Source organism: Arthrobacter sp. Leaf69, from assembly GCF_001422645.1.
In the GTDB taxonomy this organism is placed as follows: Bacteria; Actinomycetota; Actinomycetes; order Actinomycetales; family Micrococcaceae; genus Arthrobacter.
In genome coordinates this window covers 337672-362639 of sequence record NZ_LMLR01000011.1, presented here as the reverse complement: position 1 = coordinate 362639, position 24968 = coordinate 337672, and the positions used below count along the sequence as shown (strand labels likewise).

Genomic DNA, 24968 nt, shown 5'->3' with positions numbered 1-24968 from the left:
TGCTGTTGCTGTTGCTGTTGCTGTTGCTGTGTGGGTCAGTCGGCGATGGTGCGGCCGACGACGTCGCGCATGATTTCGTTGGTGCCGCCGAAGATGGTCAGCAGCCGGGCGGCCAGGAAGGCCTGCGCCACGGGGTATTCCAGGATGTAGCCGTACCCGCCGTGCAACTGGAGGCAGCGGTCGGTGACGGACTTCGCGCGTTCGGACGCCCACAGCTTCGCGCGGGCGGCGGAGGCGGCGTCGAGCTCTCCGGCGTTGAAGGCCTGGATGGCCTGGTCCACGTACGTTTCGGTGACCTCGACCTCGGTGAGGATGTCCGCCAGTTCGAACCGGGTGTTCTGGAAGTCGATGATCCGCTCACCGAAGGCGTTGCGGTCCTTGGTGTACGCCACGGTCGCCTCGTAGACGGCGCGGACGACGGCGGAGCTTGCCACCGCGATCGCGAGCCGGCCCTGGGGGAGCTGCTCGGCGGCGTACTGCAGGCCCTTGCCCTCCTCACCAACGAGGTCCGCGTGCGGTACACGGACGTTGTCGAAGAACAGTTCGGCCGTATCGGAGGCCTTGAGTCCCATCTTGTCCAGCTGCTTGCCCGTGTTGTAGCCCTCGCCCCTGCCGACCATGAACAGGGAGAAGGAGTCGTGCTTTCCGCGGCCGGTGCTGCCGTCAGTGCGCGCCAGGACCAGGGACGCGTCCCCGGAGATGCCGTTGCCGATGAAGGTCTTCTGGCCGCTGATCAGCCAGTCGTCGCCGTCGCGCACTGCCTTGGTGCGGATGCCGCGCAGGTCCGAACCCGCTCCGGGCTCGGTCCATGCGATGGAGGTGACCTTCTCGCCGGAGACCATGCCGGGGAGCCAGCGGCTCTTGAGGTCGTCGGAGCCGTAGGCCAGCAGGTGGGGGAGGACCATGTCATCGTGCAGGTGGAAGGCCAGGCCCACGGCGAGGTGGTTGCTCTTGGCGAACTCCTCATCCAGCACGGCGCGGAAGCGGTAGTCCACCATGCCCATGCCGCCGAACTCTTCCGGAACGGCCAGGCCCAGCAGTCCCTGCTCGCCGGCGGACGTCCACAGTTCCCGGGACATCATGTGGTCCTCGTCCCACCGGGCGTAATGCGGGGCGACGGCACGTGTGTTGAACTCAGCGGCCATCTCACGGAACATCTCGTGGTCTTCTTCAAAAAGCGTGCGCTTCATGGCGTCTCGTTCCCTTCACGGTTCCATGGACAGACAACAAAGGCCGCACCGGATATCCGGTACGGCCTTCGTCTAAGGTCGAACAATCACTGCCGTCCTTCATGAGGGTGAGCGACGGGGGTTGAACCCGCGACCTCCTGGACCACAACCAGGCGCTCTGCCAACTGAGCTACGCCCACCATGTGCCCCGCCATGCCTTCCGGTGAACCGGCTGACTGAAAAGGCAACGACAAATAGCTTACCTGCTCTTCGGGGCCGCTTTTGCCACTTTCCGGGTTTTCGCCAAAATTTTCTGCAAAAGGTGGCGCAGATTACATCCGGAGGCGGGCCAGAAGTCGCAGCCGCTACTGCGCCGGAGTCCCGGAGGACGCCTCGACCGGCGCCGTTTCATCCGCCGTGCCCATCACCTTCTTGGCGATGCGCTGCGCCGTGGCGCTATCCGGACCTGGGGCGGGGACGAAAACGGCCTCGCGGTAATACCGCAGCTCGTCAATGGAATCCTGGATGTCGCCGAGGGCACGGTGACCGCCGAGCTTGGCCGGGGACTGGAAGTAGGCCCGCGCGTACCAGCGCCGGGAAAGTTCCTTGATGGTGCTCACGTCGATGACCCGGTAGTGCAGGTGCTCCACCAGTTCGGGCATGTCACGGACCAGGAAGACGCGGTCGGTGCCCACGGAGTTGCCGCCCAGCGGCGCCTTCTTGGGATCCGGTACCCACTTCTTGATGTAGTCCAGAACGATTGCCTGGGCCTCGGCCATGGTCTTGCCGTGGGGGAGTTCCGCCAGCAGCCCGGAACGGGTGTGCATGTCGCGGACGAAGTCGTTCATCTGCGCCAGGGCCGCGTCGTCGGGCTTGATGACGACGTCGACGCCGTCACCGAGGATATTGAGCTCCGAGTCCGTCACCAGCGCGGCCACCTCGATCAGGGCGTCGTTAACGGTGTCGAGGCCGGTCATTTCGCAGTCGATCCAGACGATGCGTTCATTAGAAATAGGCACCCGCCCAGCCTACCGTTTCGTCGCCCCCGGGCGGTCCGATGCTAGGATTCCCGGTACGCGGGTCGCGAAGTTTTTCGCCCTCGCGGCGTGCCCCGGGCCGTATTTGCGGCTGGCTGCGGGCAGAGATGAGCCCCACAACAGATTGGACGATCCTGAGATGACGGCGCCTGTGCCTGCGGCAGGAAAAACGGCTGCCGGCACGTCCCCGGACGCGGAAGTCGCTGACGTGGACAATGCCCGTTCCCCGCTGCTCGCCGGGTTCGTCGGCTCGCTCTTTATGGCGATCGGTTCGCTGGGCGTCGGCTGGCTGGCCCCGGCCTCGGAGCTCCGCCGCGTTCCACTGTTCATCTGGATGCGTACGGAAGCCGTCGGCGTCGGCCTGTGCATCGTGCTGCTGGCCGTCGGCGGGATGCTCCTGGTGCGGGCCTGGCTGAGGCTCGGCCAGCGCGTGCGGGTCTGGGGAACGGCGGCCCGCAAGGCCACGCTGCAGGCGGTTGTCCTGTGGGGGCTGCCCCTGATGTTCTCGGTGCCGCTGTTCAGCCGTGACGTCTACGCCTATATCGGGCAGGGCAGGCTGATGGTAGAGGGGTTCAACCCCTACGAAAACGGCATTTCGGCGCTGTCGAACTACTTCCAGCTCGGGGCCGACAAGATGTGGACCGAGGCACCCGTGCCGTACGGCCAGCTGTTCCTCTGGATCGAGCAGTTCGTGGTCTGGTCCACCAACGTGCACCCGGAAGCCAGCATCATGCTGTTCCGCCTTGCCGCGCTGGTCGGGATTGTGCTGTGCATCATCTACGTTCCGAAGCTCGCCGAGTTGCATGGGGTCAACCCGCACCGCGCCTTGTGGCTCACCGCCGCTAACCCGCTGTTCCTCACCAACTTCATCGCCAGCGTCCACAACGACGCCCTGATGATCGGCCTGGCCCTGGCCGGGCTGTATTACTGCGCCACCCGGCGGGTCATCTTCGGCCTGGTCCTGGTGACCCTGTCCATCTCGGTCAAGCCCATCACCATCGTCTTCCTGCCGTTCATCGGCCTGCTGTGGGCAGGAAGGGGCGCCAGCTGGCCGCGGAAGTTTGTCTTCTGGGGACTCACTGCCGGCATCAGCCTGGCCCTGCTGTACGCCATGAGCATGGTCAACGGCTTCGGATTCGGCTGGATCAACGGGCTCTCCGCCCCGGGCAGCATCTGGATCTGGTACGCGCCGGTGGGACTGCTGGGGCTGGTGGTCGCGTCCATCTTCAACGCCTTCGGACTCGACGGGTGGGGGCTGGCCAAGTGGGTATACGACGCCGGCAAACTGCTGGCGGTCGGTATTATCGCCTGGCTGATTTTCCGCGGCGACTACGACCGGCTGATCCGCCGCCTCACACTGGCGTTCGCCGCCGTCGTGGTCCTCGCCCCGATGATCCAGTCCTGGTACGTCGTCTGGCTCATTCCGCTCTTCGCCGTCACGGGCATCCGGGACGACTGGCAGGTCAAGGCGCTGTACTTCATCGTGTCGTTCTTTATGGTCTACGCGATCTCGGACCAGCTGGAAGTCTTCCCGTACCTGCAGACCGCGGATCTGGGCCTTGCCCTGGCCCTGGCCCGCAACGCCGCGGCGGTCATTGCCCTGCTCTTCGCCCTGTACCTGATCTTCCTGGACCCAAAAACCAAGCTGCTCTTCAGCAAGTCCGAGGAACCGGTCACCACCCGCCCGGTCATCTGAGTTTCCCCGTTCAACTGATTCTGCGCCGTCACGTGATCTTGCGCAGGGCCTCCCGGCGGGACAGCGGGCTCAGCGCCCCGCCGTGCCGTGCGACGAAGTCCCGGACCCAGTCCGGATCCGTGGCGGCGAAGTCACGCAGGGCCCAGCCGATCGCCTTCCTGATGAAAAACTCCGGGTCGGCCAGGTTGGGTTCGATGACGGCCGCCAGCAGGGCAGGATCCGTCTCCGATTTTGCTCCCAGCTGCGCCGTGATGGAGGCCCGCCGGATCCATAGGTCCGCGTCCGTGCTCCAGCGGCGAAGCACGCTGGACATGTCCTCCCGGTGGGTCTGCAGCAGCCCGCAAAGCCGGTGCGAGACGCCGTCCACCAGATCCCACCACGCGCCGCTGCGGATGATTTCCTCGTAGACCGGCAGCATGCTCCACTCACCGGCGGCCAGCCGCAGCCCCGTGAGGTCGATGGCAGCATAACGTTCCTCCCGCCAGCCGGCGTCCCGCCACAGCGCCAGCACGGTGGACTGCAATTCCGGCAGGGAACCGGGTGGCAACTCCCGGGCGGCGGCCTTGACGATCCGCCGGACTTCCGGCACCCGGACGCCCAGCGAGGGCATCTCGGACTTCAGGTAGGCCTGCGCGCCCGCCGCCCGGGCCGGGTCGGCGGCACGGTGCAGCCGCGTTCGGATCGCGGACATCAGTTCAGCGTTGGCCATGGGGCAACTTTAGCCACGCACGGGCTGGCCCTAGAGTTGGACGCATGTCGATGATCAAGAGCCCCGCCGAGATTGCCCTGATGCGCGAGGCCGGCAGGGTGGTGGCCAACACGCTGGAACGCGTCCGGGAGGCCGCCGCCGTCGGCGTGTCCCTGAAAGAACTGGACCAGCTGGCCGCCGCGACCATTGCCGCCGCAGGGGCCACTCCGGCCTTCCTGAACTACAAACCGCGGTGGGCGTCAGTGCCGTTTCCCGGGGTGATCTGCACGTCGGTCAACGACGCCGTGGTGCACGGCATCCCCAACGACTACCGGCTCCAGGACGGTGACCTGCTCAGCGTGGACTGCGGTGCGTTTCTTGAGGGCTGGTGCGGGGACGCAGCGATCAGCTTCATCGTGGGTGCATCGGACCCGGTGGACCAGGCGCTGATCGAAGCCACCGAGGCGGCCCTCGCCCGCGGGATCGAGGCGGCCCGGATCGGGAACAAGATGGGGGACCTGGGCTATGCGATCGGCGGGGCATCGCGCCGCGCCGGCTACGGGCTGCTGGCGGACCACGGCGGGCACGGGATCGGCACGACCATGCACGCCGAGCCGCACGTTCCCAACGACGGCCGGCCCGGCCGCGGCATCAAGCTGACCGAGGGCTTGGTCATCGCGATCGAGCCGATGCTGATCCTGGGCGGCAAGGACGACTACTTCCACGACGACGACGAATGGACCCTTCGCTCGGCCAACGGCCGTCGTGCCGCGCACAGCGAGCACACCGTGGCCATCACGAAGGACGGGCCGGTCATTCTGACCCTGCCCTGACGGGAAGGTCGACCTGGCCGGAAACGGAAAGTCGCGTTCTCACCTTTGATTCGCGGTGAGGTGCCGGGAGTACGGAGGGACGCGTGGCTCCGGCCCTACGGCTGCGCGTGTTTCGGCAGGGTCAGGATTTCGGCTCCGTCGCTGGTGATGGCGATCGTGTGCTCGCTGTGGGCTGTTCGGCAGCCTGTTGCACTTCGGAGCGTCCACCCGTCGGCATCGGTGATCAGTTCGGCGGTGTCGGCCATGACCCACGGTTCCAGCGCGAGCAGCAGCCCGGGGCGCAGTTTGTAGCCACGGCCGGGCCGTCCGGTGTTTGCGACGTGCGGATCCTGGTGCATCGTGGATCCGATGCCATGACCTCCGAACTCGGTATTGATCGGATACCCGGCCCCGCTGAGGACCGAGCCGATGGCGTGGGAGATGTCGCCGATGCGGGCTCCGGGCACGGCGGCCGCAATCCCAGCGCTCAATGCGCGTTCGGTTGCCCTGATCATCGCGACGCTTTCCGGAGGCTGTGAGTCGCCCACGAGGAAGCTGATGGCGGCGTCGGCAGCAACTCCGCCCTTGGAGACGGCGAGGTCGAGTGTCAGCAGGTCGCCGTCGGCAAGTCTGTAGTCGTGGGGCAGTCCGTGGAGGACGGCGTCGTTGACGGCCGTGCAGATGTAGTGTCCGAACGGCCCGCGTCCGAACGATGGCTCGTAGTCGACGTAGCAGGACAGGGCTCCGGCCTCGGTGATCATGGCACGGGCCCACCGGTCGATGTCCAGGAGGTTCGTGCCTACTGCGCTGCGGCTCTTCAGCGTCTGCAGGATATGCGCGACCAGGGCACCGGCCTCTCGTGCCCGGGCCAGTTCCGTGGAGTTCAGGATCTCGATCATGTGGCGCCTTTCTCACGCAACCAATAACTATCCCGGCCATATTATCCCGGTACTAGAATCGGAGCCATGGTCAGATTGCCCCTCACACCCGAAGAGGTCGAGCGCGGACAACGCCTCGGCGCCCTGCTGCGTCGCGCCAGGGGAGAGCGCTCGATGCTTGAGACCGCGCTCGAGGCGCGTGTCTCACCGGAGACCCTCCGGAAGATCGAGACAGGCCGTGTTGCGACCCCTGCCTTCCCGACCATCGCGGCGATCGCCGATGTCCTCGGTCTCTCCCTCGACGCGGTATGGGCCGAGATCAACCCGCCGGGACGCGGTAGCGCACCGACCAACTCCGGCCACCGGCCGCGGGAGCGTTTGGCCTCGTAAGAGGCCGCGGCTAATCGGCCGCGGCTATCCGGCTGGTGGCGCCGCCCGGGCGTGACGCCGCCAGCCGGACGACGGCGCGTCCGGGCACCGCCTCGCTGGCCACCTCGAAGCCGGCCGCCAGGAAGAGGCCCACGGTGCCGTGATAGAGGTCGGCCGGGCCGGCTTTGGGCCTTTGCGCGGGATCGACGGGGTACCCCTCCACCACTTCGGCGCCGTGGGCGAAGGCGTGCCCGACCGCGGCCCTGAGCAGTGCCTGCGCCACACCGGTGCGGCGGTGGCCGGGGGAGACCACGGAGCACGTGACCGACCACACGTTGTTCCCATGGTCGCGGGCCACTTCCGGACCCGCCGCTGTCAGGACTCTCGAGCGCAGGATCCGCGGGCAGCAACCGCGGGGTTCCACCGCGCACCAGCCCACGGGGTTCCCGTCGCGGAAAGCCAGCACCCCCGGAGCCGGGGCGCCGCCGTCGAACTTGTCCCGCAACTGGTTTTTCCGCTGCTCCGGCGTGGACGCCGACCACTGCGGTCCGGTGAGGGCGAAGAAACGGCACCAGCAGCGCGACGGCTCGCCTCGGCTGCCGAAGAGACGCTCGACGTCGGGCCAGCCCGCCGGCGCGGTGGCAATAGCGGATGGCCCGCTGGTTTCTGCGTTCATGGAATGAGGCTAGCGCCTGCGGATTTCAGCGGGTCTGCGTGCCTTGGGTTGGCTGTCGGCTTGCGCGCGTGCGGTGCGCCGCGAGCCGGAGTTGGATGATGCGGGCGGCTCCGGCGATGGCAACCAGGACGCCGCCCCCGACCGCGGCAATGAACAGCGCAATTCCGAGCGGGACCGAGCCTTCGAGGCCAAAGAACTTCACCAGCACGTATTCCTGGTTCTGCAGGATGAACGCGATGAGCAGGATCAGCACCACGAGTGCGCTCGCGACGGCGGCCCAGACCATTCCAGCGCGGGTCACCTGGCGCGGTTCAGGGGCCGGGGCGGGCGTCTCTGTCCGCGGAGTTTCTTCGCGCGGCGTCTCGGCGCTTGGGGCCGGCATTGCGGCACCAGAGGCCCCGGACACCACATCGGTCCCTCCGGCCGGGCTATCGGCGAGCTGCCCCGCCCCGGCGGACCCTTGCGGGGCGTCAGCCTGCTCGGGGTACGGGGCGGTCAAGTCGTCGTTGGGATCTTGGGGATCGAATTCGCGGGGAGTCTGGGTCATAGCGGCCGTACCTTTCGGTTGCGGGCAGGGCGGGCAGGGTTCCCTGCTGTCCTGCCTGTCAACTCAATCCTAAGCGTGCTGACCGCTAACAGAGGGAGGAGGGGCGAGTGTGCGCAGGAGAGCCGTGCGGGCGCGGCTGAAATATGCGAAGACCGGCAAGGCGAGGGCTGTTGGCACCGGGCGGACGACGGTATAGCGTCGCAGCCAAGGATGCCTGGTGAAGGAGGGCCGGCCGTGAGTATCGTCGACAACGCCGTGTACGTAGACGGTTACCGGACTGCGGACCCGGAAAGCCTGGACGAGACGTACTTCATCCTGCGGCAGCGCCAGGGTATGGCCTGGATAGGGCTCTACCGGCCGGATGCCGAAGAGCTGCGGTCCGTGGCCGGGGAATTCGATCTCAACCACTTGGCTGTGGACGATGCGCTCGCCGGCCACCAGCGGGCCAAGCTGGAACACTACGGTGACACGCTCTTCCTTGTCCTGCGCCCCGCCCGGTACCTCGACGACGTGGAAAAGGTGGAGTTCGGCGAGATCCATGTCTTCCGCGGGGCGGACTTCGTGGTCACAGTGCGCCGGGCCGAATCGCCGGATTTGGCGCGGGTCCGCCACCGGATGGAGTCCCAGCCTGCGTTCCTGGCACTTGGTCCGGACGCCGTGCTCTACGCGATCCTGGACCAGGTGGTGGACGAGTATGAGCCGGTTGCTGCCGGCCTGGAGAACGACGTGGATGAAATTGAGGACGATCTCTTCGCCGCGGACCCGGGGGTGTCCCGCCGGATCTACGAACTCTCCCGCCAGGTCATCATGTTCCAGCGGGCGACGGCTCCGCTTGTGGGGATCCTGCAGTCACTGATGGCCGCCACGGAGGACCACCAGCCCGAGCCGGAGTTGCAGGACCACTACCGGGACGTCCTGGACCATGTGCTGCGGCTGAGTGAACGCATCACGGCCTTCCGTGCCCTGTTGCAAAATGCGCTCGCAGTCAATGCGGCGCTGGTGGCCCAGCGGCAGAACGACGAAATGCGGTTGCTGACGGAGTCGAGCTACGCCCAGAACGAGCAGGTCAAGCGGATCTCCTCGTGGGCGGCCATTCTGTTCGCGCCGACACTGATTGGGACCATCTATGGAATGAATTTCCGTAGCATGCCGGAACTGGACTGGGTCTTCGGCTACCCGATGGCTCTGGGGCTGATGATCGGCATGGGCGTGGCGCTGTACTGGACGTTCAAGCGCAACAAGTGGATCTAGCGTGCTCCTCACGTGGGCGAACGCCTGCGGAGATCACGGCCCTGGCCTGCGGGAAGTTCCGGCAGGCCAGAGCCGCACTCTGGTGCCCCAGGAGGGAATCGAACCCCCGACCGGCGGATTAGAAGGCCGCTGCTCTATCCCCTGAGCTACTGGGGCATGCCGACGTACTGCCCGGCTGCTGCCGGGGGACGCCTCAAAAAGCTTACCGTGCCCTGCGCCCGTCCGCTGTCAGGTCCGCCCGGAGGGCATGCCGCCCCCGTGCCGGGCCGCGCGATGTCCGGAATCTCTGCAACGTATTGCGCCGCGCTCGCCGGTTCGCCGGAAATGGCCGCTTTGGGTGGGTGTATGGCGGCCGTTTGTGGCGAATGGGTGAGGGGCGGCGGCGTGCCAGTCGTGTTTGCCGACGACGGGGCGGCTCCTGTGTTCCTAGCCAGGACTTGGTGCCTGCGGCGCTTTCGCGCACCGGCATTGTGCCGCGACTTCCGTGCCGTCCCGCTTGGGTTTTCCACATGGCGTAGGCGGGCTCTCGCGGAGTTCTGTCCCCGGCGCGAAGCTGAAGGAGCCTGCTAAGGCACGACATTTCGAGACAGGACATGAGAATGAGTGACAACATCACAGTCCGTGGCTTCGTTGCCACGGAGATCAAGAGTTCGACTACACCGGGCGGGGTAGCGACGGCGTCGTTCCGGCTGGGCTCAACCGACCGGCGCTACGATCGCGCCACGGGCGCGTGGATCGACGGGAACACCAACTGGTTCACCGTCCAGGGCTATCGGCAGTTGGCCGGCAACATCGGCTGCAGCATCAAGAAGGGACAGCGGGTCATCGTCATGGGACGGCTCAAGATGAGGAGCTGGGAGAATGACGGCCGGATTTACCACGTGGCCGAAATCGCCGCCGAGTCCGTCGGCCACGACCTCATGTGGGGCTCTGCCAACTTCATCCGCACGGCCACCAACGGTCCCCAGGACGCCGCCGGGCATTCCGGTTCGTCCCCGGCTTTCCCGGACGGCGGCCGTGAGGGGAGCGATGAGGATGACCAGGCCCGTGCGGGGCACCACGGCGACAACGACACCAACAACGACGACGACGCCGACGACAACGACGCGTCCGGATCCCACACCGTATTCATCAATGACGCCAGCGGCGAGGCGGAAGAACTCGACCAGGAGACGGGTGAACTGAAAGGGGCTGCCGCCTGAAAGGGAATCGGCTGCGTGGCGGTAGAACCGGGGCGAAGGAGGCGTGGGGCCACGGCAGGGCTGCTTTCGGGACAGGACTGCCGACGTGACAGAATTGCCGGATGAAGCAAGCCGGGACGTTCAGCCACACGGCGACGTTGGCCCCTGGCGGGAGCGGGCTTCCGGCGCTGGTCCTGGCACTGGGGCTGGTGCTGACTTCGGCGGTCGCGTGTTCGGCACCGTCGGAGGCGGTTGCCGCGGGCACTACGTCTTCAAGTGTCGACGGGACGGTTGAGGGCGGCGCTGGGGGATCCGGGGCGCGACCCAGTTCCGGCGCCGCACTCGATGCAGCTCTCGGCGCAACGCCTGGCGCCGTCCCCGGTGCCACCGAGGACGCGGCCACGTCCGACACGAAAGCCCGGGTTGAGGCCGCACTCAACAGGGTGACCGCCGCCGACCGGAGGCTGGACACGGAGCAGGTCCGCTCAGCCCTGATAGACGCCGGGTTCCCTTCAGGCAGTGTGGAGGTCACCGCCAGCCGGACCCCCACGGGCCTGGACGCGGACGCCGTCGAAGTGGCTGTCAGCGCTGGACAGGACTGCATCGTTGGGCAACTTCGCGACGGCAGCGTGACGTCCGCAGTCCTTCCGCCACTCGCCGACGGACGCTGCCTCGTGGGTGCGGCGGGCTGAGCGCGGCGCCGTCGCGGGTGGGCAGAGGGACCGCATGAATGTGAGTTATCCCGGCTGAACCACTAGATTTGTAGGCATGGCGGAATTTATCTACACAATGACCAAGGCCCGTAAGGCTGTTGGCGAAAAACTTATCCTCGATGACGTAAGCATGTCCTTCTTCCCGGGGGCCAAGATTGGCGTCGTCGGACCGAATGGTGCAGGTAAGTCCACCATTCTCAAGATCATGGCCGGACTGGACACGCCCTCGAACGGCGAGGCCAGGCTCAGCCCCGGCTACACGGTGGGTATCCTGCTGCAGGAACCGCCGCTGAACGAGGACAAAACCGTCCTGGGCAACGTCCAGGAAGGCGTCGGCGAGATCTTCGGCAAGATCCAGCGCTTCAACGAAATCTCGGAAGAGATGGCCAACCCCGACGCTGACTACGATGCCCTCCTCGAGGAGATGGGCCAGTTGCAGGAAGCGATCGACGCCGCCGATGCCTGGGACCTCGACTCCCAGCTGGAGCAGGCCATGGACGCCCTCCGCTGCCCGCCGCCGGAAGCCGACGTCACCCTGCTTTCCGGTGGTGAGCGCCGCCGCGTCGCCCTCTGCAAACTCCTGCTGCAGAAGCCGGACCTGCTGCTCCTCGACGAGCCCACTAACCACCTCGATGCCGAGAGTGTCCTCTGGCTCGAACAGCACCTCTCCAGCTACCCGGGCGCCGTCCTCGCCGTCACCCACGACCGGTACTTCCTCGACCACGTGGCCGAATGGATCGCCGAAGTGGACCGCGGCCACCTCTACCCGTACGAGGGCAACTACTCCACGTACCTCGAGAAGAAGCGCGCCCGCCTGGAAGTCCAGGGCAAGAAGGACGCCAAGCAGGCCAAGCGCCTCACCGAGGAACTCGAGTGGGTCCGCTCCAACGCCAAGGGACGCCAGACCAAGTCGAAGGCCCGCCTGGCCCGCTACGAGGAAATGGCTGCCGAAGCCGACCGCACCCGCAAGCTGGACTTCGAAGAGATCCAGATTCCGCCGGGACCGCGCCTGGGTGGCCTCGTCCTGGAGGCCAAGAACCTCCAGAAGGGCTTCGAGGACCGCACGTTGATCGACGGGCTGTCCTTCAGCCTGCCGCGCAACGGCATCGTCGGTGTCATCGGCCCCAACGGCGTCGGCAAGTCCACGCTGTTCAAGACGATCGTCGGGCTCGAACCCCTCGACGGCGGTGAGCTGAAGATCGGCGATTCGGTCAAGATCTCTTACGCGGACCAGAGCCGCGGCGGCATCGACCCGAACAAGACCCTGTGGGAGGTCGTCTCCGACGGCCTCGACTACATCCAGGTCGGCCACGTCGAAATGCCGTCCCGCGCCTACGTCGCCGCCTTCGGCTTCAAGGGCCCGGACCAGCAGAAGAAGGCCGGGGTGCTCTCCGGTGGTGAGCGCAACCGCCTGAACCTGGCACTGACCCTCAAACAGGGCGGAAACCTGCTGCTCCTCGACGAGCCGACTAACGACCTCGACGTCGAAACCCTCAGCAGCCTCGAAAACGCCCTGCTCGAATTCCCGGGCTGCGCCGTTGTCGTCTCGCACGACCGCTGGTTCCTGGACCGGGTGGCCACGCACATCCTCGCCTACGAAGGTGACGAGGAGAACCCCTCCAAGTGGTACTGGTTCGAGGGCAACTTCGAATCCTACGAGGAGAACAAGATCGAGCGCCTGGGCCCGGATGCGGCCAAGCCGCACCGCGTGACCCACCGCCGCCTCACCCGCGACTAAACCCGCGGCGCACCAAGCGAAAAACAAAAGGCTGGCCCCCCACCGGGGGAGCCAGCCTTTCGCATGCCACCGTCACCTGCCGCCGGCCGACAATGGCCACCGGCGGACCGCAGCCACCCGAATGCCGGCCACCGGCCTACGCGGGCCGCCGGTACGCGAGGCGCCGCGGTTCAGCCGCGGTCGGCCTTGCGCATCTGGTGCTGCAGGACCTTGGACTGGACTGCGCCCTTGACCTTGTTCTTGAGGTCCGTGGGAATCCGGATCATGCCTTCCTGCGCCACCGTGGCCACGTGCACGCCGTCGCGGCTGAAGATCTTGCCGGTGGCCAGGCCGCGGGCTCCCTGGGCGCTGGGGGACTCCTGCACGTAGAGCAGCCATTCGTCCACGCGGAGGGGACGGTGCCACCACATGGCGTGGTCCAGGCTGGCCACCGACATCCCCGGGGTAATCCAGCTCATCCCGTGCTTGCGGAGGATGGACTCCAGGATGGTGTAGTCGCTCGCGTAGGCCAGGGCCGCGCGGTGCAGCTCCGGATCATCCGGCATCGGCCCGAACGTCTTCATCCAGACCGCGTTGCGCGGTTCCTTGTCGCCCTTCGCCGAGACGTACAGGGCCGGGTCAACGTGCCGGATATCGAACGGCCGCTCATAGGCCCAGTGGCGGGCCACCGGGTGGTCGTACTTGCCCAGAAGGTCAGCCGTGCTGGGCAGCGACTCCGGCCCGGGGATACCGGCCGGCATCTCGGTCTGGTGCTCAATTCCCTCGTCCTCATCCTGGAACGAGGCGATCATGGACAGGATGGGCATGCCCTCCTGGTACGCGTGCACGCGCCGCGCCGAGAATGAGCGGCCGTCCCGGAGCCGCTGGACGCCGAAGGTGATGGGCTTGTTGGCGTCTCCCGGACGCAGGAAGTATCCGTGCATGGAGTGCACGCCGCGCCCCTCAGGAACGGTCCGGCTCCCGGCAATCAGCGACTGCGCCAGCACCTGGCCGCCGAACACGCGGTGCCGGGGCTGCTGCTGGGAAGGACCCATAAAGATGTCCTCGTCCGTCCGGGCACCCTCCAGTTCACCGAGGTTCAGCAATTGGAGGAGCGAGGAGGTGGGGTCCTGGGTCGGCGGACCCTGCAATCCGGCTTCGGCTTCAGTCATGGTTCGACTCTAGACGTCCCTCCGGCGCCGTCCCAAAGAGGCACAGCCGGTAGAGTCGATATTGTGTCTGATGTCCTCACCCAGCCCCTGCAGTTCACCGATCCCCGCGACCTCGCCGATCTGCGCACTTTCGCGACCCGCGCCAAATCGATTGACGACGGCGCGATCCGCCTCCAGGCGTCCGGCCCGGTGCTCGCCGCCTACGTTTGCGTGCTGCGGCCGCGGCTGCTGGGGGAGTCGACGCCGACGATCCTCGGGCTGCGGACCATGGCCCTGGCGCAGCCGGCGGACACCGATGTCACCGTCCCGATCTCGGCGGTGCTTGACCGGCTGGCACGTGCAGGGGAGGGCGACGTCGAACTGCCGCTGCCTCCGGTAACCGTTACAGAATCGTGGGCTGGTGTCGGAGCGCCCCGCAGCGGCTGGGAAGCCGTCGCCACTTTGCAGGATTCGGCGCTGCGCCAGTCTGCCGAGGCCGGCATCACCGAGATCGCCGCCATCATCCCGGACAAACCCGGCGCATTGATCGTCAACAACGCCCGGGCCACAGTCTGGGGCCGGGAATTGCCCGGTGCCGCCGGGCTCCCGCTGGGTGCCGCGTTCGCGGCCCTCACGCTCGGCTTCCTGGCCGACGGCGAGCAGCAGCTTTTCCGGGCGGGACGCTGGTTCCGGCTCAGCGGACCCCGCGGGCATGTCCTGGCCCGCACCGGTTCAGGACTCAAGCTTCCGCTTTAGGGGACGTACGGCGGTTACCGCGCAAACCACTTGCCGTCCAATACCCTGCTGGGTATCCTTAAACCCAGAAAGACCCCGGAGGCATTCCCCCAAGTGCCTCCGGGGTATTTCCATGTTGGTCCTCAGGCGCCGGACGGGCTGTTCACCATGGACAGGGCCGCCCGCTCCATGTAGTCCCAGAGCGTCCCCTCGTAGAGGGGCGGGAGGTCCAGGGAATCCACCGCGGTGCGCATGTGGTCCAGCCACCGGTCCTTCGCTTCGGGGGTGACCCGGAACGGCATGTGGCGCATCCTGAGCCGGGGGTGCCCGCGCTCCTCGCCGTACGTCGTCGGGCCGCCCCAGTACTGCTCAAGGAACATCAGGAAGCGCCGCTTCGCGGGTCCCAGGTCCTCCTCCGGATACATCGGCCGCAGCAGCGGATCAGCCGCCACACCGTCGTAAAACACGTCGATGAGCTTCACGAAGGTCTCGTGGCCGCCCACGGCGTCGTAGAAGTTGTCCGTGTAGCCGGGCTGGCTGAAGGGATCGTTTTGCAGCAGCTGCTTGGGCTGGCGGGGTTCGCCGGCGCTGGGTATCGTCATGGCCCTATTCTCCGGCTTTCTGCTGGGGGGCGTTGTCCGCCTCGCCCTCCGGCGGTGTGACGGGCGGGATGTAGTTGCCCTGGGAGCGGTTGCCCACCCGCAGGATTTCACCGTTGCGCAGGTACCAGATAGTGCCGTCCTCCGACCGGACCCGGGTGATCCTCAGGTTCATGGCCTCCACCGTGCCCACCACCTCGGAGGTCTCGATGATGTCGCCGATGCCGTACTGGTCCTCGATGGTGATGAAGACGCCGGCGAGGAAGTCACGGATGAGCTGCTGGGCGCCGAAGCCGATGGCGATACCGAGGATTCCGACGCTGGTCAGGATGGGAGCGACGTCCACGTTCAGGTTCTTGAGCACGTACACGCTGGTGAGGACCGAGATGAGGACGCCCACGACGCTCCGGAGCAACGCTCCGATGGTGTGGGCCCGCTGGACCCGGCGTTCGTGCTCCAGCGCGCGGAGCGCGGGCGCCGCCCAGCGGAAGTACGGTTTTTTGAAGAAGGTGGATCCTGCGGCGATGCGCTTGGTGATGACGGAGATCATGAAGGACGCCACCAACCACACGGTGATGCCGACCCCCAGGCTGATGAGGACACCCGCCACGTTGATTTCCGACATGGCCGACATGTCCGGCGGGGTGATGGGTTCGGTGGTCATGCTGAACATCGGCGGGGGTACTCCTAGTGGCTGTGTTTCTGCTGCCGGCCGGTAGCGCCGGGCTTCGCGTCCTGAGGGCCGGCCGGCGTTCGCCGGGCGCATAACACTCTGGTCTCATTCAACATTAGCGCCGTACCGTGGCCCCATGCGCATCCTGGTACTTGGGGGCACGGCCTTCCTCTCAGCAGAAATAGCCCGGCAGGCAGTGGCCGCCGGTCACGACGTCACCTGCCTGGCGCGCGGAACAGTGTCCGTCCCGCCCGACGGCGCCGCCTGGCTGAGGGCCGACCGCTCGGAGGGGGCCGCCGCGTATTCGGCCGCCACGGAGGCGTCCGACGGCGGGTGGGACGCCGTCGTCGACGTGTCCCGGGACCCGGACCAGGCGCGGGAGGCGCTGGAGGCGCTGGCGCGCTCCGCCGGGCACTGGACCTTCGTCTCCAGCTGCTCCGTCTACGCGGACCATTCCGTGGCCGGCGCGGCCGAAGACGCCGGTGTTTTGGCGCCGCTCCCGCCCGGCACGGAGCTCACCGCCGGGAACTACGGCGAGGCCAAGGCGGCGATCGAGCACTGGACCACGGAGCTCGCCGGGGACAGGGCCCACCTCTGCCGGGCCGGACTCATCGGCGGCCCGGGCGACGGCTCGGACCGCTACGGATACTGGCCGGCCCGCTTCGCCCGGGACGCCGGTCCCGTCCTGGTCCCGGACATCCCCGCGGACGCCACCCAGGTCATTGACGTCCGTGACCTCGCGGCCTGGATTCTCACCGCTGCCGAAAGCGGGACCACCGGGGCGCTGAACGCGGTCGGTGAGCCGGTGCAGTTCGCTGCGTACCTCGAGGAATCCCGGCAGCTCGCCGGGGGCGACGCCGGGATGGTTGCCGCTCCGTCGGACTGGCTGGCGTCCCGCGGTGCGAACTACTGGGCGGGCCCGGACTCGCTGCCCTTATGGCTGCCGCCGGGCCACGAGGGATTCGCGACCCGCAGCAACGCAGCCGCCCGTGCAGCCGGGCTGCGCACCCGGCCGTGGACGGACACGCTGCGGGACATGCTGACGGACGAGCGCCGCCGCGGGCTCGGCCGTGAACGCAAAGCCGGGATGAGCCCGGAAACGGAACGCCGGATCCTGTCCGAGTACCAAGCCGCCAACGCCCAATAGGGGCTTCCCGGTTCCGGCCGAGGGCACGGCTGGGCCCTTCAGGCCGGCTGGTCCGTTCAGCCCGCCTGGCCGGCGACCACGGCGCTCGGCTCGTGCAGCACCGGGAAGTTGACGCTCCGGGCGATGAAGCAGACCTGGTTGGCCCCGGCGTGGAGTTCCTCCAGGAGTTCCTCCGTCGCCGGAGCCGCCAGGGTCACCCGGGGCTTGAGCGTCACCGATTCAAACTGTCCGCTGCCGTCCCGGTTGGTCCGCATCAGTCCCTCGGCCCGGTCCTCGTACGCCGTCACCACCACCCCGTGCTTCACGGCGACGTGCAGGAAGGACAGCATGTGGCACTGCGACAGGGCCGCGAGCAGCAGCTGTTCCGGGTTGTAGCGGGTCCGGTCCCCGTGGAAGGTGGGGTCCGCGGAGCCGTGCAGCACGGGCAGCCCGGGGATCTCGACGTCGTGGTCGCGGGAATAGCCGCGGTACGACGCCGTCCCCTCGCCCAGGTTCCCGGTCCAGCGGACGGTCAGCGCGTAGCGGTGTTCATCGAGGCTCATGGGTCCAGCCTAGAACGAAGGAACCCCGGCGCCCTATGAGAGCGCCGGGGTTCCGGGGTTGCGGGGGCAGATGCCTACCCGGCGTCGGCCTGGCGGGCGCGCAAGGCGCGCGCCACGCCGTCGCGGTTCTCCAGCATCATCCGCCGCAGGGCGGCGCTGTCCTCCGGCAGCGCGGCAAGGAACTCATCGGTCCGGTCGACGGTGGCCTGCGTGGTCAGCTGCGCCGGGTAGAGCCCGACGACGATCTGCTGCGCCAGCGCGTGCGTGCGCTCCTTGACGATGCCCGGGACGGCGTCGAAGTACTTCCCGGCGTAGGGCTCCAGCAGGGACGTGTCGAGCACCCGGGTGAAGCCGCTGACGGCCGAGCCCTGGAGAGCGTTGGACAGCTCGCCCTTGACCACAATCGAGTCCCAGGCCGCGGCCTTGGCCTCGGGTGTCGGAATGGCCGCCGTGGCGAGGGCCGCCGCGTTCTGCCCGGTGGCGGTGTTGTCGTGCTCGAGTTCGGCATCGATCGCGTCCTGCCCGGCCCGGCCGCCGACAACGAGGGAGGTGATCAGTTCCCAGCGCAGGTCCTGGTCCATGGTGAGGCCCTCCAGTGTCAGGCTGCCCTCCAGCAGCCCGGACACGGTGTCCAGCTGGGACGCGCTGCGGGCCAGCAGGGCATAGGACTTGACGAACTGCAGCTGCGCGTCGGAGCCGGCCGGGACGCCCGAGGCGAGGTCCCAGAGCCGGTCGGCGGCCGCGATTGCGGTGGCTTCCTTGTGTTCCGCGGCCACGTAGAAGTTCAGCGCGGTGGCCAGCTGGCGCAGCTGGACCAGGATCACTGACGAATCGGATTCTTCGGCGATGTTGGCCAGGATCAGTTCCACGTAGCCGCGGGCGGGGGTTTCGCCGTCGCGGGCCGCATCCCAGGCCGAGCCCCACACGAGGGTGCGGGGGAGGCTCTGGCTGAAGTCCTTGAGGTGAGCCGTGGCGGTGGCCAGCGACTTCGGGTCGAGCCGGACCTTGGCGTAGGCGAGATCGTCGTCGTTGAGCAGGATCAGGTCCGGCTGGGCCAGTCCGGCCAGCGCCGGCACCTCGGTGCGCGCGCCATCGACGTCGAGTTCCTCGCGGTGGACGCGTTCCAGCTTCCCGGCGCCGTTGAGGTTGTAGAAGCCGACGGCGAGCCGGTGCGGGCGCAGGGTGGGCTGGGCCTCGGTGGCGGACTGCAGGATCGCGAAGGAGGAGATGGTGCCGTCCCCGCCGACGGACAGCTCGGGCTTGAGCGTGTTGACCCCGGCGGTCTCCAGCCAGAGCCGGCCCCACTGGTCCAGGTCGCGGCCGCTGGACTTTTCGAGTTCGGCCATGAGGTCGCTGAGCTCGGTGTTCTGCCAGGCATGCTTGCTGAAGTACTCGCGGACGCCGGCCATAAACTCCTCCGGACCCACCCAGGCGACCAGCTGGCGCAGCACCGAGGCGCCCTTGGCGTAAGTGATGCCGTCGAAGTTGACCTCAACGTCCTCTAGGTCGTTGATCTCGGCGAAGATCGGGTGTGTTGTGGGGAGCTGGTCCTGCCGGTAGGCCCAGGACTTCTCCACCGAGGCGAAGGTGGTCCAGGCGTGGTCGAACCGGGTGTTTTCCACGGCGGCCAGGTGGGACATGTACTCGGCGAAGGACTCATTGAGCCAGAGGTCGTTCCACCAGCGCATCGTCACGAGGTCCCCGAACCACATGTGGGCGAGTTCGTGGAGCACGGTAATGGCACGGCGTTCCACCTGGGCGTCTGTGACCTTGCTGCGGAAGACGTAGCCTTCCAGGATGGTGACGGCGCCGGCGTTCTCCATGGCCCCGGCGTTGAACTCCGGGACGAAGAGCTGGTCGTACTTCTCGAACGGGTACGGGCAGCCGAACTGTGCCTCGAAGAACTCGAAGCCCTGGCGGGTGAGCTCGAAGATGTTGTCCGCGTCCAGGTACTGCATCAGCGATTTGCGGGCGAAGACGCCCAGCGGCGTGACCTTTCCGTCGGCGGAGACCACTTCGCTGCGGACGGACTGGTACGGCCCGGCGATCAGGGCCGTGACGTAGGAGGAGAGCCGCGGCGTGGGGGTGAATTCCCAGACGGAGCGGGCGCCGCCGTCCGTGCCGGGGATGGTCTCCACCGGCGCCGGGGTGGGGGAGTTGGAGATGACATCCCAGTGTGAGGGGGCGATGACTGTGAACGTGAAGCTGGCCTTGAGGTCGGGCTGTTCAAACACAGCGAACATCCGGCGGGAATCCGGAACCTCGAACTGGGTGTAGAGGTATACCTCGTGGTCCACCGGGTCCACGAAGCGGTGCAGCCCTTCGCCCGTGTTCATGTACGGGGCTTCGGCGACGACCAGCAGCTCGTTGTCCGCCGCGAGATCCGGCAGCTGGATGCGGACGCCGTCGGAGACCTCGGCCGGGTCGAGTTCGCGGCCGTTCAGGGTCACGCTCTGCACGGCGTCGGTGACCGCGTCGATGAAGGTCGAGGACCCCGGCTTGGCCGTGAACTTCACGGCGGTGGTGGTGCCGAAGACTTTCTCCCCGCGGGTCAGGTCGAGTTCGACCTCGTAGGAGTCGACGGCGATAAGTTCGGCGCGGTCGCGTGCCTCGGCGCGCGTCAGGTTCATTCCGGGCAAAGTGGGGCCTCCAGGGATGCTTAGGGGTGGGAACTCGATACTGTGAAATCATTCTTTCACTTCTGCGGCTCTTGGCAAGTTGCCTGCGTCACACCCGGTTACCGAACGTGGAATCGCCGGGAGTAGCGTTAGGGATATGGGAAAGCTTCGAGACTCCGTCGATGCCAGGGCGCTGCGTTTCGCTGTGGGGTTCCCCCTGATGCTCGCAGCCGCGTTTGTGGTGTGCGCTTTCCTCGTCCGCCCGGATCTGCCCGAGCCGCTGGCGGTGCGCTGGGCCGGGGGAACCGCCGTGGACTTCGCGCCCTTCGGGGCCGTCGTCGGGGCCGGTGCGGCCATGATCGTGCTGATCGGCTGGGCGGTGCTGGTCCAGGCCGTCCCGCTGTCCCGCCCGGCCATTATGCGCCGGATCATGATGGGTACCGGCCTGTTCGTGAGCCTCTTCATCGTCACAGTCCTTGCCGCCGTGCTGGTCGGGCAACTGGGGCTGGAGGAGGCAGACCAGGCGCAGGTGGACGTCGCCGTGCTCGCCATGGGCAGCGGCGCCGCCGTGGGCCTGGGCTTTGTGATGGGCTTCGTCTTCAAAGCCGACGAGCGCTGGTCCACGGATGACGACCGCGCCATGGAAGCGGCGCTGGCCCGCGAACTGGATCCGGACCTGGCCCGTGATTACGTGAGCCTGTGGGTCCACGCCCGCAGCTCGGTCTTTGTGATGCTCGGAATCGCAACCGTGCTTCCTGCCGCCCTCCTCACGATCGCCGTGCCCTGGCTGGCTGCCCTGCTGGTAGCCCTTGCCCTGCTGGCTGCCGCGTGCCTGTTCGCCCGGATCAGGGTGGACCGGAGCGGCCTGCGGGTTTTCGCCGCGGGTTTCGTCAGGGTGATGGACGTGCCGGCCGCTGCCATTGAGGCGGCGACGCCGAAAGAGGTCAAAGCGGCTGACTATGGCGGCTGGGGCTACCGGAGCCGCGGCACGGCGACGGCCCTGCTGGTCAGCAGCGGGCCCGCCGTCGTCGTCGACCGCTCTGACGGGCGGACCCTGACCGTCAGCGGCGGCAGTGCCACGACGGCGGACAACGTGGCGCAGGTGCTCTCGCGGGTGGCAGCACGGGCCCGCCGGACCGGCGGCTCCGCAGATATGTGAAGTCCGCGACGCCGGCGGCCCTCCCTGCCGGCCCGGGCCCTAGTAGGCTGGAAGCAGCCCCCAACCCGCACCAGCAGCCCACGTGACCGCACGGGCCTGCCCGATTGAACGGATCCGCCGTGACCCCCTCCGACCTCCCGCGCGTGCACATCGCCACCGACCACGCCGGCATGGAACTCAGCGCCCACCTCGTCAGCCACCTCACCGCCCAGGGCTACGAGGTAGTCGACCACGGACCCAAGGCCTATGACGCGCTGGATGACTACCCCTCCTTCTGCATCAACGCCGCCCTCGCTGTTGTGGCGGACCAGGAAGCCGGCACCAGCGCCCTCGGCATCGTGCTGGGCGGCTCCGGCAACGGCGAGCAGATTGCCGCCAACAAGGTCAAGGGAGTCCGCGCCGCGCTGGCCTGGAACCTCTCCACCGCGAAGCTGGCGCGTGAGCACAACGATGCCAATGTGGTGGCCGTCGGCGGCCGCCAGCACAGCGTCGCGGAAGCCACCGACATCATCGAGGCCTTCCTGGCCGAACCCTTCAGCAACGACGAGCGCCACGTCCGCCGCATTGGCAAGATCGCCACCTACGAGCGCACCGGCGAGGTCGTCGACTAGTGCCGGAAGGGCATTCCGTCCACCGGCTGGCCCGCCAGTTCGGGGACGTTTTTGTCGGGGAGCGGCTCGCGGTCTCCAGTCCGCAGGGCCGGTTCACCCAGGGCGCGGCGCTGCTGGACGGCCACACGCTCACCGGCTCCGTGGCGCACGGGAAGCACCTCTTCCTGGAGTTCGAGCACGGGCTCATCCTGCACGTCCATCTGGGGCTCTACGGCGCTTGGGACTTCGGCGGCGACGACCACTTCCGCGGCGCGTCCAGTATCGGCGCGCCCCGCAAGGTGGGGGAGCGGGAGCTCTACGACGACGGCGGCGGGCCGGCAGCGTACGCGGGCCCGCCCGCTCCGGTCGGGGCCGTCCGCGTCCGGCTCGCCGGCACCCACGGCTGGGCCGACCTCCGGGGCGCCACCACGTGCGCGGCGATCACGGAGGCCGAGGCGGCCGCCGTGCTGGCACGGCTCGGCCCCGATCCGCTGCGGAACCTTCCCGGCGACCGGGACGCCTTTGCCGCCGCGATCCTGGCCAGGCGGACGCCGCTCGCTGCCTTGCTGATGGACCAGAAAGTGATAGCCGGGATCGGCAATGTCTACCGCGCCGAGCTGCTCTTCCGGCAGGGCCTGCACCCGTGGCTGCCCGGGGCCGGACTCCCCGCGGACACGGCGCGGCGGCTCTGGGACGACACCGTTGGCATGATGTCCGACGGCGTCCGCGACGGCCGGATCATCACCACACCCCCGCGCTACTGGAGCGGGGTAGGCGGGGATGCGTCCGGCGGCGCATCTCCGGTTGGCCTGCCCGCATCTTTGCCCGTTCCGGAGCAGTCACACTTCGTTTACCGCCGGCACGGCCTCGACTGCCGTGACTGCGGAACCCCGGTGGCCCTGACCGAACTCGGCGCCCGCAAGCTCTACTGGTGCCCGGCCTGCCAGGCGCCGTGAGCCTGCCCGTGGGGCCAGCCGCGTCGATTGCTCCATAACTGCCCTTCTGACCCGCCAGAAGGGCAGTTATGGAGCAGTCGATGGCTTGGACACGAAAAAAGCCCCTCCGCGGAGGGGCTTTTTCGTCATATTTCTGAGGGGACGACGGGAATCGAACCCGCGTAATCAGTTTGGAAGACTGAGGCTTTACCATTAAGCTACGTCCCCGGGAATTTGCAGGAACTTTCCTGCGAAACTTCCGGGCGGCTGTTGAAGCCGGATACAACTAAACCCAATTCAGGGCCCCGCTGTCAAATGTGCAAACCGGCACAATATGACCGTAGACTGTTCTGTGCACTTACGGGGTGTAGCTCAGCTTGGCTAGAGCACCTGCTTTGGGAGCAGGAAGTCGCAGGTTCAAATCCTGTCACCCCGACTCTGCAGGTACTGCCAGACCTTGGCGGTGCAGAACCCCACCCCCTAAAACCAGGAGTACTTAGACTGTGAAGAGCGCTGTCGAGAACCTCACCCCCACGCGGGTCAAGCTCAATGTTGAGGTCCCCTTTGAGGAATTGAAGCCCAGCATCGCAGAGGCATACAAGACTGTTGCTTCGCAGATCCAGGTCCCCGGTTTCCGCAAGGGCAAGGTCCCCTCCAAGCTCATTGACCAGCGCGTTGGCCGCGGCTACGTGCTGGAGACGGCCATCAACGAAGGCCTCAACGGCTGGTACCAGGCGGCCGTCCAGGAAACCGGCATCCGCCCGCTGAGCCGTCCCGAGGTCGAAATCACCGAGGTTCCGGACCCGTCCGCCACCGACGGTGAACTCAAGTTCCACGCCGAGGTTGACGTGCGCCCCGAGATCGAGCTGCCCGACTACGCCGGCATCAAGGTAGAGGTCGCCGCCGCTGAGTCCACCGACGCCGACGTCGACAAGGCCCTGGACGAACTCCGCGGCCGCTTCGGCACGCTGAAGTCCATCGACCGCCCGGCGGCCGACAAAGACTTCCTGACCATCGACATCACCGCCTCCATCGACGGCGCCGAAGTTGATTCCGCCACGGGCCTGTCCTACCAGGTCGGCGCCGGCACCATGCTCGAGGGCCTCGACGAGGCCGTCACCGGCCTCAGCGCCGACGAGGACGCCATCTTCGACACCACCCTCGTGGGCGGCGAGCACGCCGGCGAGGCCGCGCAGGTCAAGGTCGTCGTCAAGTCCGTCAAGGAGCGCGAGCTCCCCGAGGCCGACGATGACTTCGCCCAGCTGGCCTCCGAGTTCGACACGCTGGCTGAACTCCGCGAGGACCTCGCCAAGCAGGCTGCAGAATCCAAGGTTGTTGAGCAGGGCGTTGAAGCCCGCGACAAGGTCCTCGACAAGCTCGTTGAGCTCGTAGAGGTTCCCGTGCCGGAATCCGTCGTCGAAGAGCAGCTGGAGCAACACTTCAACGCCGAGAACGCCCACGGCGAAGGCGAGCACGACACCGAGGAGCACCGCGCCGAGGTCAAGGCCAACACCGAGCGTGCCTTCCAGAACGAGATCATCCTTGACGCCATCGCGGAAAAGGAAGAAGTCAATGTCAGCCAGAACGAGCTGATCGACTACATCGTCACCACCGCCAGCCAGTACGGCATGGACCCGAACCAGTTCGCCCAGATCATCGATCAGAGCGGCCAGGTTCCCATGATGGTTTCCGAGGTCCGCCGCCGCAAGGCGCTGGCCGTGGTCCTGGGCCAGGCCGAGGTCACCGACTCCGAGGGCAACACGGTTGACCTCAGCGACTTCGTCCGCCCCGGCGGCGAGGAAGCTCCCGCTGAGGCAGGTGCCGAGGCCGACGTCGAGGAAGTCGCCTCCGAGGAAGCGGCTGCCGAAGAAGCAGCCACCGCAAAGAACGATGACCCGGCAGCAGTGAAGTTCTAACACTTCCTGTTCCCGCGGTTCCTGCCCGCACCCCCGGATCCATGATCCGGGGGTGCGGCTTTTTAAGCCCGCGATGAACCCTCCCGGGCAATCGTGCGCCGTCAGCGAACAGCCCCGTGCCTGAGCACAAAGCGGGCGGGAAAACCGTTAGTGTCCATGTAGGAAAGTT

General features: G+C 67.3%; 24 protein-coding genes and 4 tRNA genes. 14 read left to right on the top strand and 14 right to left on the bottom strand.

The genetic code is table 11. From position 1 onward, the window contains the following. Positions 1-35 precede the first annotated feature (35 nt). The 3 genes from ASE96_RS11140 to orn form a co-directional block, all read right to left on the bottom strand. Complete coding sequence (locus ASE96_RS11140; RefSeq protein WP_056429885.1) at positions 36-1190, bottom strand: acyl-CoA dehydrogenase family protein; 1155 nt, start codon at positions 1188-1190, stop codon at positions 36-38. 106 nt (positions 1191-1296) lie between these two features. Continuing rightward, positions 1297-1369, bottom strand: a tRNA-His gene (locus ASE96_RS11135). Between the two features lie 165 nt (positions 1370-1534). Continuing rightward, a complete protein-coding gene (gene orn / locus ASE96_RS11130) occupies positions 1535-2188 on the bottom strand; it encodes an oligoribonuclease (RefSeq protein WP_082492688.1) in 654 nt (217 codons plus the stop codon). A 157-nt stretch (positions 2189-2345) separates the two neighbouring features. Here orn and mptB point away from each other — a divergent pair, with 157 nt between their 5' ends. Next, positions 2346-3902: a polyprenol phosphomannose-dependent alpha 1,6 mannosyltransferase MptB gene (mptB, locus tag ASE96_RS11125; RefSeq protein ID WP_200913039.1), complete on the top strand. Its 1557-nt coding sequence runs from the start codon at positions 2346-2348 to the stop codon at positions 3900-3902. A 28-nt stretch (positions 3903-3930) separates the two neighbouring features. On the opposite strand, the gene ASE96_RS11120 is transcribed toward mptB, so the two are convergent. Further along, a complete protein-coding gene (locus ASE96_RS11120) occupies positions 3931-4611 on the bottom strand; it encodes a DNA alkylation repair protein (RefSeq protein WP_056429878.1) in 681 nt (226 codons plus the stop codon). Between the two features lie 44 nt (positions 4612-4655). Here ASE96_RS11120 and map (ASE96_RS11115) point away from each other — a divergent pair, with 44 nt between their 5' ends. Then, on the top strand, positions 4656-5423 hold the full coding sequence (gene map / locus ASE96_RS11115; protein WP_056429877.1) for a type I methionyl aminopeptidase: 768 nt from the start codon (positions 4656-4658) through the stop codon (positions 5421-5423). A gap of 95 nt (positions 5424-5518) precedes the next feature. On the opposite strand, the gene map (ASE96_RS11110) is transcribed toward map (ASE96_RS11115), so the two are convergent. After that, positions 5519-6301, bottom strand: coding sequence for a type I methionyl aminopeptidase (gene map / locus ASE96_RS11110; protein ID WP_056429874.1), 783 nt, complete (start codon positions 6299-6301; stop codon positions 5519-5521). 66 nt (positions 6302-6367) lie between these two features. Here map (ASE96_RS11110) and ASE96_RS11105 point away from each other — a divergent pair, with 66 nt between their 5' ends. Further along, on the top strand, positions 6368-6670 hold the full coding sequence (locus tag ASE96_RS11105) for a helix-turn-helix domain-containing protein (RefSeq protein ID WP_056429872.1): 303 nt from the start codon (positions 6368-6370) through the stop codon (positions 6668-6670). A 10-nt stretch (positions 6671-6680) separates the two neighbouring features. Here ASE96_RS11105 and ASE96_RS11100 read toward each other — a convergent pair whose 3' ends face one another. Then, a complete protein-coding gene (locus ASE96_RS11100) occupies positions 6681-7325 on the bottom strand; it encodes a GNAT family N-acetyltransferase (protein ID WP_056429870.1) in 645 nt (214 codons plus the stop codon). 25 nt (positions 7326-7350) lie between these two features. Further along, the gene (locus tag ASE96_RS11095; protein ID WP_056429866.1) at positions 7351-7872 is read right to left on the bottom strand and encodes a LapA family protein; all 522 of its coding nucleotides are present in this window, start codon (positions 7870-7872) and stop codon (positions 7351-7353) included. 234 nt (positions 7873-8106) lie between these two features. On the opposite strand from ASE96_RS11095, the gene ASE96_RS11090 reads away from it, so the two are divergent. After that, positions 8107-9123 (top strand): magnesium and cobalt transport protein CorA, encoded by a 1017-nt coding sequence (locus tag ASE96_RS11090; RefSeq protein WP_056429862.1) that lies wholly within the window; start codon positions 8107-8109, stop codon positions 9121-9123. Between the two features lie 80 nt (positions 9124-9203). Here ASE96_RS11090 and ASE96_RS11085 read toward each other — a convergent pair. Continuing rightward, positions 9204-9279, bottom strand: a tRNA-Arg gene (locus ASE96_RS11085). 443 nt (positions 9280-9722) lie between these two features. Here ASE96_RS11085 and ASE96_RS11080 point away from each other — a divergent pair. The 3 genes from ASE96_RS11080 to ettA all read left to right on the top strand — a co-directional run bounded on the left by ASE96_RS11080 (position 9723) and on the right by ettA (position 12755). After that, complete coding sequence (locus ASE96_RS11080; RefSeq protein WP_056429859.1) at positions 9723-10325, top strand: single-stranded DNA-binding protein; 603 nt, start codon at positions 9723-9725, stop codon at positions 10323-10325. Positions 10326-10426: 101 nt separating this feature from the next. After that, positions 10427-10996 (top strand): DUF6993 domain-containing protein, encoded by a 570-nt coding sequence (locus ASE96_RS19580; protein ID WP_235500213.1) that lies wholly within the window; start codon positions 10427-10429, stop codon positions 10994-10996. Positions 10997-11072: 76 nt separating this feature from the next. Then, positions 11073-12755, top strand: a complete 1683-nt coding sequence (gene ettA, locus ASE96_RS11070) for an energy-dependent translational throttle protein EttA (RefSeq protein ID WP_056429858.1) — start codon at positions 11073-11075, stop codon at positions 12753-12755. Positions 12756-12925: 170 nt separating this feature from the next. On the opposite strand, the gene ASE96_RS11065 is transcribed toward ettA, so the two are convergent. Next, positions 12926-13906: an acyl-CoA thioesterase gene (locus tag ASE96_RS11065; RefSeq protein WP_056429855.1), complete on the bottom strand. Its 981-nt coding sequence runs from the start codon at positions 13904-13906 to the stop codon at positions 12926-12928. A gap of 63 nt (positions 13907-13969) precedes the next feature. Between ASE96_RS11065 and ASE96_RS11060 the strand changes: the two genes are divergently transcribed. Beyond that, positions 13970-14641 (top strand): hypothetical protein, encoded by a 672-nt coding sequence (locus ASE96_RS11060; RefSeq protein WP_056429852.1) that lies wholly within the window; start codon positions 13970-13972, stop codon positions 14639-14641. A 122-nt stretch (positions 14642-14763) separates the two neighbouring features. Here ASE96_RS11060 and ASE96_RS11055 read toward each other — a convergent pair whose 3' ends face one another. Further along, positions 14764-15222, bottom strand: a complete 459-nt coding sequence (locus tag ASE96_RS11055) for a globin (RefSeq protein WP_056429846.1) — start codon at positions 15220-15222, stop codon at positions 14764-14766. Positions 15223-15226: 4 nt separating this feature from the next. Next, positions 15227-15892: a mechanosensitive ion channel family protein gene (locus tag ASE96_RS11050; protein ID WP_056429845.1), complete on the bottom strand. Its 666-nt coding sequence runs from the start codon at positions 15890-15892 to the stop codon at positions 15227-15229. Between the two features lie 136 nt (positions 15893-16028). On the opposite strand from ASE96_RS11050, the gene ASE96_RS11045 reads away from it, so the two are divergent. Beyond that, positions 16029-17039 carry an NAD-dependent epimerase/dehydratase family protein gene (locus ASE96_RS11045; RefSeq protein WP_056429844.1) on the top strand — a complete coding sequence of 337 codons (1011 nt, stop codon included), beginning with the start codon at positions 16029-16031 and terminating at the stop codon, positions 17037-17039. Between the two features lie 56 nt (positions 17040-17095). Here the strand turns inward: ASE96_RS11045 and ASE96_RS11040 are convergent, their stop codons facing one another. Beyond that, complete coding sequence (locus ASE96_RS11040; RefSeq protein WP_056429843.1) at positions 17096-17581, bottom strand: OsmC family protein; 486 nt, start codon at positions 17579-17581, stop codon at positions 17096-17098. A gap of 74 nt (positions 17582-17655) precedes the next feature. After that, entirely contained in the window at positions 17656-20211 is a 2556-nt protein-coding gene (pepN, locus tag ASE96_RS11035; RefSeq protein WP_056429841.1) for an aminopeptidase N, read from the bottom strand. Between the two features lie 145 nt (positions 20212-20356). On the opposite strand from pepN, the gene ASE96_RS11030 reads away from it, so the two are divergent. From ASE96_RS11030 to ASE96_RS11020, 3 genes are all read left to right on the top strand, one after another. Next, complete coding sequence (locus ASE96_RS11030; RefSeq protein WP_056429838.1) at positions 20357-21358, top strand: hypothetical protein; 1002 nt, start codon at positions 20357-20359, stop codon at positions 21356-21358. 119 nt (positions 21359-21477) lie between these two features. Next, positions 21478-21969, top strand: coding sequence for a ribose-5-phosphate isomerase (locus tag ASE96_RS11025; RefSeq protein ID WP_082492687.1), 492 nt, complete (start codon positions 21478-21480; stop codon positions 21967-21969). Beyond that, positions 21969-22904, top strand: a complete 936-nt coding sequence (locus ASE96_RS11020) for an Fpg/Nei family DNA glycosylase (RefSeq protein WP_056429835.1) — start codon at positions 21969-21971, stop codon at positions 22902-22904. The genes ASE96_RS11025 and ASE96_RS11020 overlap by 1 nt, the downstream gene beginning before the upstream one ends. 136 nt (positions 22905-23040) lie before the next feature. Here ASE96_RS11020 and ASE96_RS11015 read toward each other — a convergent pair. Continuing rightward, positions 23041-23111, bottom strand: a tRNA-Gly gene (locus ASE96_RS11015). 133 nt (positions 23112-23244) lie between these two features. On the opposite strand from ASE96_RS11015, the gene ASE96_RS11010 reads away from it, so the two are divergent. Continuing rightward, positions 23245-23319: transfer RNA gene (locus ASE96_RS11010), tRNA-Pro, on the top strand. A 67-nt stretch (positions 23320-23386) separates the two neighbouring features. Further along, positions 23387-24799 (top strand): trigger factor, encoded by a 1413-nt coding sequence (tig, locus tag ASE96_RS11005; protein ID WP_056429832.1) that lies wholly within the window; start codon positions 23387-23389, stop codon positions 24797-24799. The last annotated feature ends 169 nt before the right edge of the window (positions 24800-24968 follow it).

Bases quoted from the DNA above. Each gene is read 5' to 3' on its own strand.
- mptB (WP_200913039.1), top strand. From the start codon at position 2,346: ATGACGGCGCCTGTGCCTGCGGCAGGAAAAACGGCTGCCGGCACGTCC.
- ASE96_RS19580 (WP_235500213.1), top strand. From the start codon at position 10,427: ATGAAGCAAGCCGGGACGTTCAGCCACACGGCGACGTTGGCCCCTGGC.
- map (WP_056429874.1), bottom strand. From the start codon at position 6,301: ATGATCGAGATCCTGAACTCCACGGAACTGGCCCGGGCACGAGAGGCC.
- ASE96_RS11100 (WP_056429870.1), bottom strand. From the start codon at position 7,325: ATGAACGCAGAAACCAGCGGGCCATCCGCTATTGCCACCGCGCCGGCG.
- ASE96_RS11045 (WP_056429844.1), top strand. From the start codon at position 16,029: ATGCGCATCCTGGTACTTGGGGGCACGGCCTTCCTCTCAGCAGAAATA.
- pepN (WP_056429841.1), bottom strand. From the start codon at position 20,211: ATGAACCTGACGCGCGCCGAGGCACGCGACCGCGCCGAACTTATCGCC.
- ASE96_RS11055 (WP_056429846.1), bottom strand. From the start codon at position 15,222: ATGACGATACCCAGCGCCGGCGAACCCCGCCAGCCCAAGCAGCTGCTG.
- ASE96_RS11040 (WP_056429843.1), bottom strand. From the start codon at position 17,581: ATGAGCCTCGATGAACACCGCTACGCGCTGACCGTCCGCTGGACCGGG.
- ASE96_RS11050 (WP_056429845.1), bottom strand. From the start codon at position 15,892: ATGTTCAGCATGACCACCGAACCCATCACCCCGCCGGACATGTCGGCC.
- ASE96_RS11030 (WP_056429838.1), top strand. From the start codon at position 20,357: ATGGGAAAGCTTCGAGACTCCGTCGATGCCAGGGCGCTGCGTTTCGCT.
- ASE96_RS11120 (WP_056429878.1), bottom strand. From the start codon at position 4,611: ATGGCCAACGCTGAACTGATGTCCGCGATCCGAACGCGGCTGCACCGT.
- ASE96_RS11105 (WP_056429872.1), top strand. From the start codon at position 6,368: ATGGTCAGATTGCCCCTCACACCCGAAGAGGTCGAGCGCGGACAACGC.
- ettA (WP_056429858.1), top strand. From the start codon at position 11,073: ATGGCGGAATTTATCTACACAATGACCAAGGCCCGTAAGGCTGTTGGC.
- ASE96_RS11080 (WP_056429859.1), top strand. From the start codon at position 9,723: ATGAGTGACAACATCACAGTCCGTGGCTTCGTTGCCACGGAGATCAAG.
- ASE96_RS11065 (WP_056429855.1), bottom strand. From the start codon at position 13,906: ATGACTGAAGCCGAAGCCGGATTGCAGGGTCCGCCGACCCAGGACCCC.
- ASE96_RS11140 (WP_056429885.1), bottom strand. From the start codon at position 1,190: ATGAAGCGCACGCTTTTTGAAGAAGACCACGAGATGTTCCGTGAGATG.
- ASE96_RS11095 (WP_056429866.1), bottom strand. From the start codon at position 7,872: ATGACCCAGACTCCCCGCGAATTCGATCCCCAAGATCCCAACGACGAC.
- map (WP_056429877.1), top strand. From the start codon at position 4,656: ATGTCGATGATCAAGAGCCCCGCCGAGATTGCCCTGATGCGCGAGGCC.